The following is a 15,124-nucleotide window of genomic DNA, read 5'->3' on the forward strand; positions in this document are numbered from 1 at the left end:
GCGGTTCCCGCCGGAGTACGTGCCGATGGCGTCAGGTGGCAGGAAGCCCTCGCGCGACCCGCCACGCGGTGCGTGTCGCGTCGACCGGATGCCGCAGCCAGCGTCGCGCGCCGAAAACCGTCGCGGCGCCATGGACGGATGCACGGTCGCACGGCGAGCGGAGTCGCGAAGAGAATAGCCGCTCGGTCGCGCCGGCGCGTGACGTCGTGTTCGACGTGGTTCGGCGCGATGCCGGTGTCGGCCCGGCATCGGCGACGCGGGGCCGAAGCCCGGCCCGCATGCGATGCGCCGGCCGGCGCTCAGGTCGCCATCGACGTGAAATCGCGCTTCAGGTTTTCCGGCCGCTGCGGGTGCTGATACAGATAGCCCTGCGCGTACTGGATCCCGACCGCGTGCAGTGCTCGATGCTGTTCTTCCGTTTCCACGCCCTCGGCAATGAGCTTCAGGTCGTAGTGGTGCGCGAGCGCCGCGATCCCTTCGATCAGCCTGGCATTGCCCGTCTTCAGCGGCGAGATGAACTGACGGTCGATCTTCACGTAGTCGAACGGAAAGCGGGACAGCAGGTCGAGATTGCTGTGATGCGTGCCGAAGTCGTCGATGGCGAACTTCGCGCCTTTCGCGCGCAGCGCGAGAAACATCGCGGTGGTGCGCGGGTTCTTTTCGAGCAGGAGGCGCTCCGTCACTTCGAGCACCAGCGTGAAGCCCGGCGGCAGCTGGCGGATCGTCTCTTCGACGATGGACACGAAGCGCGGGCGTTCGAGATCCTTCGGCGCGATGTTGACCGCGATACGCAGCGGCATCGAGGGCGTCAGGCCGGTCAGTTCCGCTGCGGCCGTGCGCACCACGAATTCGGTCACCTTCGGCAGGATCGAACTCGACTCGACTTGCGGGATGAACACCGCCGGGCTGATGGCCCCCCATTTCGGATGCTCCCACCGCAGCAGCGCCTCGACGCCGACGGTCCTGCGGGTCTGGACGTCGACGATCGGCTGGTACACCACATGGAATTCGTTGCGCCTGAGCGCGTTGCGCACCGCCTTCAGCAACAGCCGCCGCGGCGCCATCGCGAGCAGGTACGCCGCCGCGACCAGGCCGTCCATCAGCAGCGCGATCGTCACGACGACCAGCCGATAGCGCCACTGCACCTGCGATACGTATCGTTCCGACGAGTTGACCCGGACCGTGAACGGCCAGCGGTTCGACGTGATCGCGCTGCCGTTCGCCGGCATGGCGGCGGATTGCGGCACGAACGTGCCCTGCTGATCGAGGCCGCCCGCACCCTTGACCGACAGCGTGGCCGTCTCCGCGCCGAAGCGGGTGCCGTGCGCCAGCACATCGGATAGATAGTCGCCCTCGACCAGATACAGCACGCCCGATCCCGGCCCGGTCGAGCGCAGTGTCGCGAGCACGGGGACGCCGTGCTGAAACGGCGTCTGCGGCAGCAGCGTCGTGACCGTCGTGCCCGGCTTCGACGCGGGCATGTACGCGTCGAGCGGCAGGTCGATCGCGCCCAGCGCGGACGAGCACGACACGCGGCCGTCATTGACCAGCGCGACGGCGCGAAGGTAACGCAGGCGGGTGCTCACTTCGGCCAGCGTTCTGAAAACCGCCGAGCACGGCTGCCCGACGAGCGCCAGCAGTTCGTCCGGGTTGCGCGTGCGGATCCCGTCCAGGATGCGGTCCACCGAGAACACGATGTCGTTCGCGACGACGCGTTCATGCCGGGCAACTGCTTCGCGCGCGAGCCGATCGGCCACGACGATGCCCAGCACGAGCACGACCACGCAGACGATCAGGACAATGGAAAAGACAATGTGGGGCCACGCGCCGCTGCGCTGGAACGCGGGCTTCGGGCCCGGTGCGGGCGGCGGCGTTCCTCGGGTCGCGTCTGTTGTTGTATGCATGGGCATGCCTGTCGAACCGGTCGATGAACTGGCGCGGAGTATTCATCTTGCTCGGCCGGGACACGGCGGCACGCGCCGATATCGGGACGCAAAGCGATTCTACGCTGGCGACGTGCATGCCACGGCATCGCGGCAGGGTCGCTGGATTCGAGGCGTTTCTCCAGAACATACATTGATTGCGCATGTATATTGAAGTCGCGCACCCAAAAAACCCCCGACCGCATCATGGTGCGGCCGGGACAGAAGACACCTTCTCTTGGCACGAGGATGGTGCGCGGCAAGTATAAGAGGTGACGCGCGATTGCGAAATATTGTTACTCAACAAATGGTGCAATTTTGTGATTGACGCTCAACGTGAAATATTTGAGTAGTGCGACGGCATCGGGATTGACCGTCAATCTGCCGCGAATGTCGTCCAACCCGCATCGTGCGGGTTTCTTTTTTCAGGATCGGGAGATACCCGAAGGCGGCGGATGCGCACGATGCGTGCGTCGGGCCGCCCGCGCGTCAGAAATCGTCGCGCATCTTGTGGAGCAGGTCACGTGGCGACTGGTGCGTGTCCACTGCGGTCAGGACGTCGGTCAGAAACCAGGGCAGGTTCAGTTGCGTATCGGCATCGCTGACGCACACGCGAATCGGCGGAGCTTTCGACGTGGCGCGGGAGCTGGAGGACGGGACGCAATTCCGCGTTTGCCGGGCCACCGGTGCCGCGGCGTTGCCCGCGCCGGTATCGGCGGCGGCCGCCGGCAGGCTGGCCGCGGCGAACAGGATCAGGGCGATGAGAGGGGCGGTGCGTTTCATCTGAATCTCCGGCGATGTTCGTTCGACATCGCCGGTCAAGCCGAGTTCGGGGATCTCCCGTGCCATCGGTCATCTGTCCCTGTCTGCCCGCCTCGTCATCGACACGGCTTCATCCGCGCGCGACGTTTGCGGCCCGTGCCGGCTGGCGGCTGCGCCACTGCTGTGGCGATTCGCCCGTCCAGCGACGAAACGCGCGCGTCAGCGCGCTGTGTTCCGAATAGCCGAGCAGCCACGCCACTTCCGCGAGCGTCAGGCGCGGATCGTTCAGGTAGTCGATCGCGAGTCGCCGCCGCGTGTCCTCGCGCAGCGTCCGGAAATTGAGCCCGAGTTCGGCGAGCCGCCGATGGAGCGTGCGCGACGACACGTGCATGTCCGACGCGACCTGTTCGATGCCTACTTCGCCGCGCGTGAGCAGCCGCGCGACGGCCTCGCGCACCGACTGTTCGAGATCGTCGGTCTGTCGCAGCTCGGCGAGCAGCGCGCTCGCCTGCCGTTCCATCATCTGTCGCAGCGCGTCGTCGGGCTGGCGCAGCGGTTGCGTGAGCAGGTGCAACGGAAACGCGAGCCGGTTGACTGGCTGCCCGAACCGCACCGGGCAGCCGAAGTAGTCGGCGTAAGGCTGCGTGTCGACGGGCTGCGGATGCACGAAGCACACTTCGGCCGGGCTGTCGTGCGTGCCGGTGATGTTCCGCGCGAACTGGACGATCGCCGTGAGCGCCACTTCGTCGACGAGCGCGCCGAGCGGCTCGGGCGCATCGTGCCATTCGATCGCGACCGCCGCCGCTTCGACGCGCACTTCCATGCGCGCGACGTTCGCGATCAGGTGTTCGTATTGCTGCCAGCGCGCGAGCGCCGCACCGGCGTCGCGGCACGCATGCAGCGCATAGCCGAGCGCGCCCAGATGCGCGGGCGAGATCCGCTGGCCGACGTGCAGCCCGAGCAGCGCATCACCGAGCGCGTCGGCGGCGCGTTCGAGCAGGCGCCGCCAGTGCGCGCTCGCGTACAGCGTGAGCCCGCGATCGTCCTCCGGCGGCCGCGCTTCGCCGAGCACGCGCGCCGCATCGCGCCCGTGCTCGGACAGATAGTCGAACAGCAGCCGGACGTAGGTGCTCGAGTAGTAGACGCGCTGTGTCGGGATCGGGGAGGCGGCGGGCATGGCGGAAAGTGTCAAAGAATCGTCCGCAAGTGTCAACGCGGGCCGACCCGTGCAAGACCATACTGCCCGTCAATTCCCGACAGAGGCGATCGATATGCCGGCAGAGTGGATGACGTGGCTGCAAGCGTTCATGGGCCACGACGTGGACTGGAAACAAGTGCTGCTCATCGGCATGACGCCCGTGTTCCTGATCGCGTTCATGATCGAGTTCGCGATTGCGACGCGGCGCGGCCGGCGCGAGCAATTTCGCTGGAAGGAGATCGTCGCGAACCTGTCGCTCGGCGCCGGCTACCAGGTCGCGGAGACCGTGATGGGTATCCTGTTCACCGGGGCGATCTTCGCATGGGTGTATCGGCATCGCCTGTTCGACGTGCCGGTGAACGGCTGGACGATCGTGCCGATCTTCGTTGTTGTCGAGTTCTGTTACTACTGGTTCCACCGCACGTCGCATCGCGTGCGCTGGTTCTGGGCCGCGCATGTGCCGCATCACAGCGGCGAAGTGATGAACTTCACGACCGCGATGCGGCAGTCGCTGCTCAACGCGTTCGTCGGCGTGTTCGTGTTCTACCTGCCGCCGGTGTGGCTCGGCATTCCGCCTGCGGTCGTGCTGTTCCTGCTCGCCGTCGATCTCGCGTACCAGTACTTCGTGCATACCGAAGCGATCGGGCGGCTGCCGCGCTGGTTCGAATACGTGTTCGACACGCCGTCGAATCATCGCGCGCACCACGGTCGCAATCCGCGCTATATCGACAGGAATTACGGCGGCGTGCTGATCATCTTCGACCGGATGTTCGGCACGTATGTCGAGGAAACCGAGCCGGTTGACTATGGCATCACGCAGCAGATCCGTTCGTACAACTTCCTGGTGCTGAACCTTCACGAGTTCGTCGACATGTGGCGCGACGTGTTCGCGCCGGGGCCGTTCGCGCAGCGGATCCGGCATCTGTGGATGCCACCCGAATGGGAACGTCCCGGACATCGGCCGATTCATACGTGGAGCGTCGAGCGCAAGGGCGACGGGGAAGACGATGCGCTCGAGGTGGGCGACGTGGCCGACGTAGTCGAACATCGAGCATGACCGCGATTTGCGGCGGATCGGCGCGCGAAACGTTAAGAATCGTTTGAATCGCTGGTCCGATGCTTGCGATGCGCCATGCGCTCCTTTACTGTGCCGCCACGACGACGCCGATATCGGGCGTCAAGCCAGATCGCAAGGAGCATTCGTCATTACCGCATCGAATCGTCGCACGCATGTCCGTGCATTTCTCGTGGCGTCGGTCGCCTATTTCAATCTCTCGCACCCTGCGTCGGCGGCCTATACGGAGTCGTGGATGAGCGACCAGGACGTGAAGGCGTACTCGCGGCAGGTCAAGCAGGCACCCGTTGCGGCGAGCCGCTCGACCGCGGCGAAGCCGGTGCACCCGCCCGCTCGTTCGCAATCGACCGCGCCGGTTGCCGCGAAGGCCGACGCGAAGCGTGCGTCGAAGGCGCCGGCGGCTGCCGCTGCCGCGAAGGCCCGGAAGGTGCAGCATGCGGGCCAGGCCGAGCCGAAACAGTCAGTCGCTGCGAAGCCGAAGGTCACGCGAGTGGCACGCACGGGCGCAGTGACCGTCCATTGATGCACACGTGCCGCGCCGAACGTCGCGGCATTGAACGGATGCGGAGCACATCATGTCGCTGATGGACCGCCTGTTGTCACGCGGCGTGCAGCAACCGTCGTCGCGACGGCGCGTGATCGTGCGGGTCTGGCTCGACGAGCACGGACGTGTCCGCGATCTCAAGGTCAGGCACAGTTGCGGCGACCCGGCGCTCGACGAGAAGGCGCTCCACGCGATCGCCGTGATGCGCTTCCCCGCCGGTCATCTCGGCTCCGGCGGGAAATCCGCGAAGCGCTGGCACGATCTCGATTACGCGGTGGACTGACGCCACTGCGCGTCACTGATATCCGTAACAGCGCTTCAGCGCCGCGTAGTCGTAGAAGTGACTCGCCGGTGCGAGCTTCGCGCCGTCGCACGCCGCCTGGAAATCCGTCTCGCGCTCGTTGTACAGCATCTTCACGATGAGTCGCGAGCCGTTGCGATATACGTCCCACTGCATGTTCGCGGCCATCGGCGACACCTGGTCGCCGCGCCACGGGTTGTTCGCATACGTGTAGGTCTGCGCCTGCGGCGTGGGCACGAACACGTTCTTCAGGTTCATGATCGACGCGAACGGAATCACGATTTCCGCATGCGTGAAGCGCAGCTTCGCGGCACGCGTCAGGTCGCCGCGCGCGATCGCGTCGACTTCGTTGAAGAAGTCGTCCTGCAGCACCTTCGCCATCCGGTACGTGACCGGGTTCGCTTCCTGGATGCCGGGCCCCTTCTGGTAATAGTCCTCCGCGTCCTGCAGATAGGCGAGCGTCTGCGCCTGCTCCGCGCCGATGTACTTCTCCATCGTGACGCCGCCCGTTTCGGCCGTCATCGCCGGTGCGACCTGCAGCAGGTTGTACAGCACGTTCACCGCATCGACGGCCGATGCGATCTTCGTCTTGCCGTCACCCTTGAGCGTATTGGTGAACTTGCCGTCCGACGACGTGAACGCATAGGTGCCCGTGTTCGCGAACGTGTATGGCGTCTTCGTCTGGTAGTAGGTCGCGGGTGTCGGGGTGGGCGTCGGCGTGGGCTGCGGTTCGGTCGGGGTGCCGCTGTTGTCGGTCGACGTGGCGGGCGGGTTCGACGTCTCGCCGCCGCACGCGGCAAGCAACAGGCAGGCAAGGGCGACGGCGGAGGCGGTGCGGGAAGGGCGTGTCATCGTGGCTTGAAACGGGCGCCACGGCGCGGATGCGCGCCGTCGCGGTTCCGGGAGGAATCGGTCGAGCCCGGAAGTGTCGCAAGCGACTTTGACAGCACAATGTCAGGATTTGGTCGGGTAATCGTCGGTATGCCGACGGATTGGGATTGTCGGCGGTGGCCGGCCGCGAGCCTATAAAGCGCGGCACTCGCCGGTGCAATGAGTGGCACGATGACCGTCGGATGGGTGCCGTCGTGCATCAGGCTGCCGGGTATCGCCAACATTCTCGGTTCATGCGCGATGACGGTAATGCGTCGTCTTTGATAAACCGGCGCCGCGTATCGCCGACTTGGCCGGAGCCGAGTTTCGCGCACCATCCATCGTCTTCCGGGCACGGTTGACCGTGTGCGCGACCGTACCTAACGGCAAGCGGGATGCGATGCTTTCAGGTTATTCGGCCGGTGACGTCTTGTTCGCCGTGCCCGGAACGGGCAGTCCCGTCGAGGGATCGAGATGTCTGGCCCTCGCCATCCCGGTGATGAGTTCGTCAGACGGCTTCGCGGGTGGCGTGGCCGCGTCCTGTTCCTTTTTCCATTGGAATGTGCCGTCCCATGGTGGAAGTTTCGCCGGTGGCAGCGGAACGATCTTGTCGATGTCAGGAACCTTGGGACGGCGGCCGTCGTTGGCATCGAGAAACTTGCCAATCAAATCGTATCGCCGTGAACGCTCAGGATCGTTCGGCAGATCAAGATAGTCGAGTTGATTCGATGATGGCGGTCCCTTGAACCCATCTCGCAGAACGGAGGCCGACAGGCTGTCTCCTGCGCTCACGCCTTGTTGAAATGCTTTAATGGCTGCAGCGTAATCTGACCTGTCTTGCAGGAAAACCCCGAGCGTATTGGCGGCGTCACCATAGCCCTGATCCGCAGCGCATTGCCGCATCTGCCGGGCAATGTCAGGTGCTCGATCATGAGGCGCCAATTGTTCCGCAACATAAGCCTGTGCCTCCGGATTACCCAGATCGGCAGCCTTGCGTAAATAACGCAAGGAGGCTTCACCATCCGGCTTCAGGCCATAACCCGTCTCAAGGTAATGCCCAATATCATAGTAGCCACCCGGAACCCCCTGCTTGATCAGTTGTATCGCCAAATCAACAGCTTCGGTTGGTCCGTCAGGCGAGTTCGCCAATCCTTGCGAAATGAGCGATTGCAGGCTTTGGTTTGCTTTGTAATGATCGTATGCCGCTGCGATTCTGTAGTAGCGGGCGATGTCACTGAAATCCTTTTTCCCCTCATTGTTCCGGAGGTATCGACCGTACAGAAAAAGCTTGTCCGCTTCCGGATCGAGGGGCGGCAAATGCTCGGCTTCATGCGTGCAGGTGAATGCAAGGTTCGGACGTACTGCACGCACGTCAGGTAACGGATGCATGGCTTTTTCGCTCTTCGAGCAAGCTGCCAGCAGGCATGAGATGAGGAGGGCGACAGGTGCTCTACGCATCATCAATCACGCCTGCTTCGCGTGTCGTAGCCACGAGAGCAGCATTGCGCACGAGTCGATCAGGTCTGGTCAAGATACGCAACGAGTTCCCACGCAACTTGTTCGACGTGCTGACGTGTACCAATCATGCTGTCGAGCATTGCCAACTTTCTCGGTTCATGCACGACGACAGAGGGCAACGCGTCGCCCTTGATAAACCGGCGCTGCGTATCGCCAACCTGGCCGGTGCCAAGTTTCGCGCACCATACTCCGTCTTCCGGACAGGATTGACCCGTGTGCGCGACCGTACCTAACGGCAAGCGGGATGCGATGTTTTCAGGTTGCTCGGTCTGTGATGTCTGGTTTGCGGAGCCCGGAAGGGGGAGTCCCGTCGCGGGATCGAGATGCTTGGCCTTCGCCATCTCGTTGACGAGTTCGTCCGAGGGCTTCGCGGGTGGCGTGGCCGCGTCCTGTTCCTTTTGCCATTGGAATGTACCGTCCCATGGCGGCAGTTTCGCGGGTGGCAGAGGAACGATCTTGTCGATGTCGGGAACTTTGGGGTTTCTGGTTTCGTTGTCGGTCAGGAATTTCCAAATTGCTTCGTAACGCTTGGATCGCTCCGGATCGTTATCGAGTCCGAGATAATACAATCTATCCGATGGCGGCGGCCCTTTGAATCCATCTTTTAAGAATGAAGCCGCTTGAACATTTCCCGCGCGAACACCTGATTGAAATGTCCGAATCGCCTCTGTCGGATTTTCATTGTTTTTTTGATCAATGCCTAATCTGCTCGCAGCACTCCCATATCCCTGATCAGTCGCACATTTCAGCATCTGCCTGGCGATATCGGGGGCTCGGTCATGCGGCGCAAGCTGCTCGGCAACGTAGGTTTGTGCCTCAGGACTTCCCAAGTCAGCTGCTTTCCTGAAATACCGCAAAGCCATCTCGGTATCTTGCTTTAAGCCGTAGCCAACTTCGAGATAGTGCCCAATATCGTAATAACCGCCCGGGACCCCATCGTCGATTAACTTCTTTGCCAGATCAATGGTTTCTCTTGCTCCATCTGGGGAGTTGGCAAGCCCTTGCGAAATCAGCTTTTGCGCATTGGTGTTTGCTTTGTAGTGACTATACGCTGCAGCTATTCTGTAGTATCGAGCGATTTCATTGAAATTCTTTGGCCCGTCTGAATTTTGCAAATATCGCCCATACTGGAACAGTTGATCTGCTTTCGGATCTAGCGGCGGAAGATGCTCGGTTTCGTGTGTGCAAGTGAATGCGAGATTGGCCCGTACAGCCGACATATCGGGGAGTTTCGATTCCACGGAATCTTCCTTGTGAGTACACGCACCGGCGAACAGCACAGCCGAAAAAACTATCAATAGCCGTCTCATTTCTTAGTCTTTGTAGGTGCGCTCATTGGACGTGCGCATAAAGCGAACAATCGATGCATAGGGTGATTTCTTTCCGTCTGCCTGAAGGCTTTCATTGTTGCTAATTATGTCAGACCAGGTATTGAATGCTTCGGCCGGATTATCCGATGCACCTCGCCCGCCGGTATGCAAACTCCACAACTGCTGGCGTAGCCGCTTGGTCACGTCACCATTTTCGTGGCAGACGTTGAGCTCGCTATCTGCCTCCATACTACGCGTGTTGATGTTCGCAGACCCCAACGTCGTAAACACGTCGTCGATCGTCATCAATTTTGCATGAACATAGATGGGTACCCAGTTTCCCGGCGGCGAATCCGGGGCCACCAGCGTACAGACATGGGTTTTAAGCCCATCGTAGTCCTTATTCAGAACAGGTTGCGGCGCGCTCTTCATTTGCGACGCAATCGATTCCTGCCGCTGCTTCAATTGCTCGATTCTAGCTTTCGCATCGGCAACCCGCTTTGCCGAGTCGGGGGAGTCGACGATGCCTTGCACTTCGAGCGCCCCGAGCAACGCTTGGTTTGCCTGTGACTGCTGATCTCCAACCGCCGCCATCTGTTTCTTTAAAGCAGCCTGACGTGCATCTTCTTGCTCCAGGGTAGCGACGCCCGGAATGCTCTGCGCCTTCCCCAACGCGTTCAACATCCGGTACGTGTTGACGGTCCCCGTTCCGACTGCTTCTTCACTTGAATTCGTGATGGCAAAAAGATACAGCGGGCCATGTGTCGCAACGCTGCGCCCCCAACTGACGTGCGTTGCGGCAACCGCTTTGATTGCATTCGCCAGCGGTGGCCATCGGAAATATTGATTCTGAATAAAGATGTGCTGGGTTGCATTGTTCACGGCTTGCAGATAAAGCTTTTCGATGTCGCATCGCCCTTTCTGGGACTGTGTGCGAACAACCTGGGCCATCAATGGCGTATCAATGCCCGGATCGTATCGAACCTTCAGGCGGTCCTTAAGGCTGTCTCGCGCTTTCCCAAGTCCTTGGCCGGTTGCGTCGTCCCACGCTTCGCAAAAGTTCGCATTCAGATACTGCAGTACCGGGCCGGTCACATAGCTGGAAATGTCTTGCCACGGCGTAGGTCCGCTGCGCCCCGTCGAAGGCGTCTTGGGCTTGTAACTGTGATCGTTCGTATCCCAGTATTGATCGAGCATGTTATGCCCCATTACAAAGCCTACAGCGCTCTCCGGGGCCTCATAGTCGACAAGCACCATCTTTTGATGGTGCGTCGGAATCGCGACACCCATGCTACCGCTGTTGATCGTCTTTGTCTCGAGGTCACGCCCCTTGTCTTCTCCATGCCAGAAGGTACGCCATGCAATTTCGGCCCGATTGGCAGGACTGAAGCCCCGGGTGGCGAAGTCAATATTCTTTAGCGCGTGCTCTCTGTAGTACAGCGCATGTGCTTTCTCGTAAGCAAGTTTCGCCAGAGGTGTCAGCAGTGAAGCGCTTGTTACGTTATTCAGGTCAGCGCGCCAATACCATTCCGTGTCGAATTTTCTTTCTTGGTTTGTCTGATAGTCGCGAGTCAGCATCGGGTGCCGACGATAGGTGTCATCAGATAGACGCTGTTTCAACCCGGTTATCATGTCGTAGCCAGGCATGTTGTTCTCGCCCAACTCAGTAAGATACAACGGGTCCCGCCAACACAGTAATCGGACTTTGACGCCTTTCTGCCCCTTCTGCTCAAGCAGCTCTCCGATCCGAAGCGAGCCACCCTCGCGCTTGAAATACATTGACGGCTGAAACCCCCAGCAAATGATGTCGATAGTGTGCTGGGCCCTCATGAGCGCGTCGTAGAGCGTCCCAAATGCCTCTTCACCATTCACCAAAGGCCTGAATGTCGCCTTCTTCGCCGAGTATTCGGTAAATTGTAAGAACCATGGCAGCGTCGCCGTCGCATTCGACGTGTGATTCAGAGCCAGCGGCGTGGTGAAAACATTGTTCGTCATTGCCATGAGCTATGCGTCCGAAGAAGGATTGAGCAGATCGTTGTACTGTTGGCGATGGACGGCCCGGTCGGGAGCGACTTCGTCGTCAGGTGAACTCTCGAGAAACTGAAACCCCTGATTCGCGAGTTTTCCGTTTGCCGCATCCCGATACTCTCCCGGAACCGGAATCTCGTGCTTCACCCCGTTCGCCATTTCCAGTGTGTACTTCTGCGTCGTGACCTGATGATCGATCGGCAACTGCCCCGTCTTGTCGAACACGCCTTGCTTGACCAGTGCTCCGTCCGCATAAAGCTTGTAGGGCATGCCCACCGGAACGACGCTGGTTGCCGACGGCGATGCCATGGTATTCAGCATCAGGCGTCGCGTCGGCAGATCCTTGAACGCAGGATTGGTGACATCCATTTGCGCAGGACCACTGAACGCATGCTGTGCCCCCTTGATGTCGATCTTGCCGGGCGCATGAATCTCGATGTCACCGCCCTTGAGCCGGATGTACGCGCCACCCGACGTCAACAGGATTTCCTGCTGGGCCGATGCCTGGACCTTCTCGGTCACGGAGGCAAGCAACAGCGACTTCTGCGCCGTCACTTCGACGTTGTCCGCATGGGTCTGAACCTCGATCTTCCCCTTCGCAGCAAACAGTTTCATCCCGGCGTTCTGGACGAACAGGCTCAGTTTCTCCGTAATGCTGGCGACAAGCGACTTGCCGGTCGCAACGTGGGTGCTTTGCCCGCTGACGATATTGACGTGCTGATCCGCGGCAACGTGCGTCGACTGCTGCGTCGACAGACCAATGCCGGCAGGCGCAGCAACCAGAATCACGGGGCGCGTGAACGCGCCGGCATTGCCAGTCCCGCCGCCCGCGGTCACGCCGCCACCACTGGCCGCACCTGATTCGTTGTGCTGCGTCGCCTCGGCAAACGCCTTGAACGCGTCGTGGCCATCCTTCAGGCTTTCCGCCTTCGACGTTTCGCTCGCCTGTGACAAGCCGTCGAGCACGTTCGCCGAGCCGCTCAGCTGACGTGTCGCCAGGCTGGCATCGAGGGGTTGACTGGCGACGGGGTGTGTCGTCACGAGCAGTCCTCGTCCTGCTCGCAACGCCCCGTAGGCCTCCGAACTCAGATCGAAGCCCCTACCCAGATAGCTGCCGCGCGCATTATCGGTTTGATCGACCAGGTAGCCCAGGTGCAACGCGGCGTTCGTACTGCTGCTATACAGGTGCACGCGGTTCTGCCCCGTCGAATCGTCCATCACCATCTGGTTGTAACCACTTCCCGAAAATTCCTGGGACCGGTAACCCGACAGAAGAGCATTCGAATGCCATCGTGGCTTGGAGGTCCCGTTGTACACCCGGTGCAATGCAATCGGACGATCGATGTCGTTCCCGATATGGCCGATCAGCAGTTCCTCGCCGGCTCGCGGCATATGAACACCGCCGTACCCGTCGCCAGTGTCGGATTGCGCGACACGCACCCAGCACGAAGCCCGCTCGTCGCCTTCGTTGTGCCTGTCCCAGATGAACAGCACCTTGATGCGGTTCAGCTCGTCGGTATACGCTTGTTGCCCTTTCGGGCCGGCCACGATGGCTGATTCAAGCTTTGCTTCGGGTTTTCCATGTTCGAGAGGGCTGTGATAAGGAACCGACGTACGCTGCGCTTCGATGGCGATTCGATAGAAGCCCGTCGAGCCGTCGATATGCGGTACGGCGAACGACTTCTCGGTGTCGTCCGCATCGGCCTGCTTCACGGCCTGATAGAGGCTATGCGGGTAATTCGCTTCGTGACCGGAAAGAGGAACGTTGTTGACGATGATCCACTCGACCTCGATCACTGCGAATTCCCGGTGATCCGCCGCATCCTGATCATGCTCGGGATGACCCGTCAGCGTGAATCGCCGCCCCGCATCGATTCGGCGGACGCCACCGACACCGTCGTAACGTTTCGCGCGAGATTCCCACTCCTCCATGCGGATCTTGCCGAGATGATCACCACGCTCCTGTTCGGGGTACGTATAGCCGCCGGTGTATTCATACACTTCGGTCTGCGACGGGAGGTCGCCCTGATTCGCCATCGTGGGCACCGATGTCGCCTTCGGATTGGCCGGCGTCGATGGATTCTTGTAGTCGAACGTTCGAGTCGACAACAGGACGGATTGCAGCGTCCGGGTTCCTGCCCACTGCGTGAATGCATCCACTTCACCTTGAGCGCTCGCGCGGGAAAAGTCGACCGTCGCCGGAGCAAGCGGCTCGAGCGTCTGGAGATGGTCGGTGATCACCAGCGTATGCGATTTTCCGTCCTGGGCCTGTTGCCAGATTCCATACAGCCCCTCGGATTCGAGAAGCCGATGCACGAAGTTCCAGTCGGTTTCGTCCTGACGGCAGTATGAACGGGAAGGCAGCGGTTGGGACAATTCGAAACGATACATCCCGCGTGCCTGGGGATGGTCATTGAATACGTCGGTAACGATCGCGTCGACGCTCTTGTCTTGCCAGTGGCGCTGGTCCCGTCGGAACTTCAGGAAATGCAGCCACGACGAGAAACTGAGCTGATAACAGGCAAGGCCACCATCCACGCCGAGTTTTCTGGCGGTATGGACGTAGCCGTGGTGAGGAAGATAGGTTTTGTCGGTTTGCTGAATCCACAGCGTGATGGGCTGCGAAATCAGTGCCTTGAGCTGGACATCGTTCGATGTCGACACGCAGTCGATCATGAACAGGTAATCTCGACCGATGCGAGACTGCCCCAACACCCGGTGGGGGATCAGAACGTTGCTGCCGAGCGGGGTATCGAGCTTGAGAAGCCGTTCCCGCTGTGCCAGCCCTCCCGTGATCGTCCCGATCATGCTGTGCGCATCCATAGCGCCTCTCTCAGAATTATGTTGTTCTTGATTCGGGATTCTACGAATGACGATTCTGTGACGTCAATCGGGCGGGATTCAAATAATGAAAAACGTAATGATTAATTTATGTAGTTGAATGGCGTTAGTAATTGTGTGCTGCCGCACCGTCACTCGCACCTGTACCCGGCAGTACCGTGACGCTCGACAGCGACGTATCTCGCGCCACGAAGCGATACCCCGCCGTGATCGAATTCCCCGGCGGATCAGCCGCCGCGATCCCACCCCGTGCGTCGTGCCACGCTCATTTACCGCACACCCGTTGTCGGCCCTGTGTGAAAAGAGTGCCGGAACCTGCGCCACGCTCGCATAAACGCGGTGCAGCAATCAAGCAATGCAAATGAGAAACCACGGGAAGCCCCGTCGGTACCGGCTACGTCTTTCCGCTCCGGCCGTTCAGAATTCGAGCCGCCATCAGGAGATGTGGCAATGAATTTCATCTTGTTCGTACGACGTCGTGAACATCATTGCTGGGGGGATGGAGACTGAAGGGCCGCGTCGCCCACTGCATGTGGTCGGGATTCAGTATGCGCAGGGCGAGCGGTATCAGTACCCGCAACGGTGGGGAATCCGCAGCGGGGATTTCGAGTGGGTGCTGATTTAGTGAGTCGTTCGTACGATATCCGAGTCGTGCGGACATCGTCCAACGACCTTCAGAATCGTGTCGTACAGTCAGCCAGCAGACGTCACGCGACAGCGGGGCGCATTAAGCCAGAGGACCAGACATGAAGCTG

The 15,124-nt window shown here is 60.8% G+C and carries 10 protein-coding genes and 1 pseudogene; 3 read left to right on the forward strand and 8 right to left on the reverse strand.

Features of this window, described 5'->3' with window-relative positions; all coding sequences use genetic code 11:
• Positions 1 to 299: 299 nt before the first annotated feature.
• The 3 genes from BX604_RS30285 to BX604_RS30295 all read right to left on the reverse strand — a co-directional run bounded on the left by BX604_RS30285 (position 300) and on the right by BX604_RS30295 (position 3,861).
• A complete protein-coding gene (locus tag BX604_RS30285) occupies positions 300 to 1,904 on the reverse strand; it encodes an EAL domain-containing protein (protein WP_373562445.1) in 1,605 nt (534 codons plus the stop codon).
• A gap of 507 nt (positions 1,905 to 2,411) precedes the next feature.
• On the reverse strand, positions 2,412 to 2,705 hold the full coding sequence (locus tag BX604_RS30290; protein ID WP_098555117.1) for a hypothetical protein: 294 nt from the start codon (positions 2,703 to 2,705) through the stop codon (positions 2,412 to 2,414).
• A gap of 109 nt (positions 2,706 to 2,814) precedes the next feature.
• A complete protein-coding gene (locus BX604_RS30295) occupies positions 2,815 to 3,861 on the reverse strand; it encodes an AraC family transcriptional regulator (protein WP_098554505.1) in 1,047 nt (348 codons plus the stop codon).
• Between the two features lie 109 nt (positions 3,862 to 3,970).
• On the opposite strand from BX604_RS30295, the gene BX604_RS30300 reads away from it, so the two are divergent.
• The 3 genes from BX604_RS30300 (at position 3,971) to BX604_RS30310 (ending at position 5,784) form a co-directional block, all read left to right on the forward strand.
• Positions 3,971 to 4,939 (forward strand): sterol desaturase family protein, encoded by a 969-nt coding sequence (locus BX604_RS30300; protein ID WP_257146465.1) that lies wholly within the window; start codon positions 3,971 to 3,973, stop codon positions 4,937 to 4,939.
• 253 nt (positions 4,940 to 5,192) lie between these two features.
• Entirely contained in the window at positions 5,193 to 5,480 is a 288-nt protein-coding gene (locus BX604_RS39805; RefSeq protein ID WP_257146466.1) for a transcriptional regulator, read from the forward strand.
• Between the two features lie 52 nt (positions 5,481 to 5,532).
• Positions 5,533 to 5,784, forward strand: a complete 252-nt coding sequence (locus BX604_RS30310) for an energy transducer TonB family protein (protein ID WP_098554507.1) — start codon at positions 5,533 to 5,535, stop codon at positions 5,782 to 5,784.
• Between the two features lie 12 nt (positions 5,785 to 5,796).
• Here the strand turns inward: BX604_RS30310 and BX604_RS30315 are convergent.
• From BX604_RS30315 to BX604_RS30335, 5 genes and pseudogenes are all read right to left on the reverse strand, one after another.
• Positions 5,797 to 6,471 (reverse strand): annotated as a pseudogene (locus tag BX604_RS30315) (histidine-type phosphatase); the annotation flags it as partial.
• A gap of 612 nt (positions 6,472 to 7,083) precedes the next feature.
• Positions 7,084 to 8,133 (reverse strand): SEL1-like repeat protein, encoded by a 1,050-nt coding sequence (locus BX604_RS30320; RefSeq protein WP_306668247.1) that lies wholly within the window; start codon positions 8,131 to 8,133, stop codon positions 7,084 to 7,086.
• 56 nt (positions 8,134 to 8,189) lie between these two features.
• Positions 8,190 to 9,500 carry an SEL1-like repeat protein gene (locus BX604_RS30325; protein ID WP_179894919.1) on the reverse strand — a complete coding sequence of 437 codons (1,311 nt, stop codon included), beginning with the start codon at positions 9,498 to 9,500 and terminating at the stop codon, positions 8,190 to 8,192.
• A gap of 3 nt (positions 9,501 to 9,503) precedes the next feature.
• Positions 9,504 to 11,501 (reverse strand): phospholipase D-like domain-containing protein, encoded by a 1,998-nt coding sequence (locus tag BX604_RS30330; RefSeq protein WP_098554511.1) that lies wholly within the window; start codon positions 11,499 to 11,501, stop codon positions 9,504 to 9,506.
• A gap of 3 nt (positions 11,502 to 11,504) precedes the next feature.
• Entirely contained in the window at positions 11,505 to 14,351 is a 2,847-nt protein-coding gene (locus tag BX604_RS30335) for a type VI secretion system Vgr family protein (RefSeq protein WP_098554512.1), read from the reverse strand.
• Between the last annotated feature and the right edge of the window lie 773 nt (positions 14,352 to 15,124).

The sequence above is a fragment of the Burkholderia sp. JKS000303 genome, assembly GCF_002563755.1.
GTDB classification, from domain to species: Bacteria; Pseudomonadota; Gammaproteobacteria; order Burkholderiales; family Burkholderiaceae; genus Burkholderia; species Burkholderia anthina_B.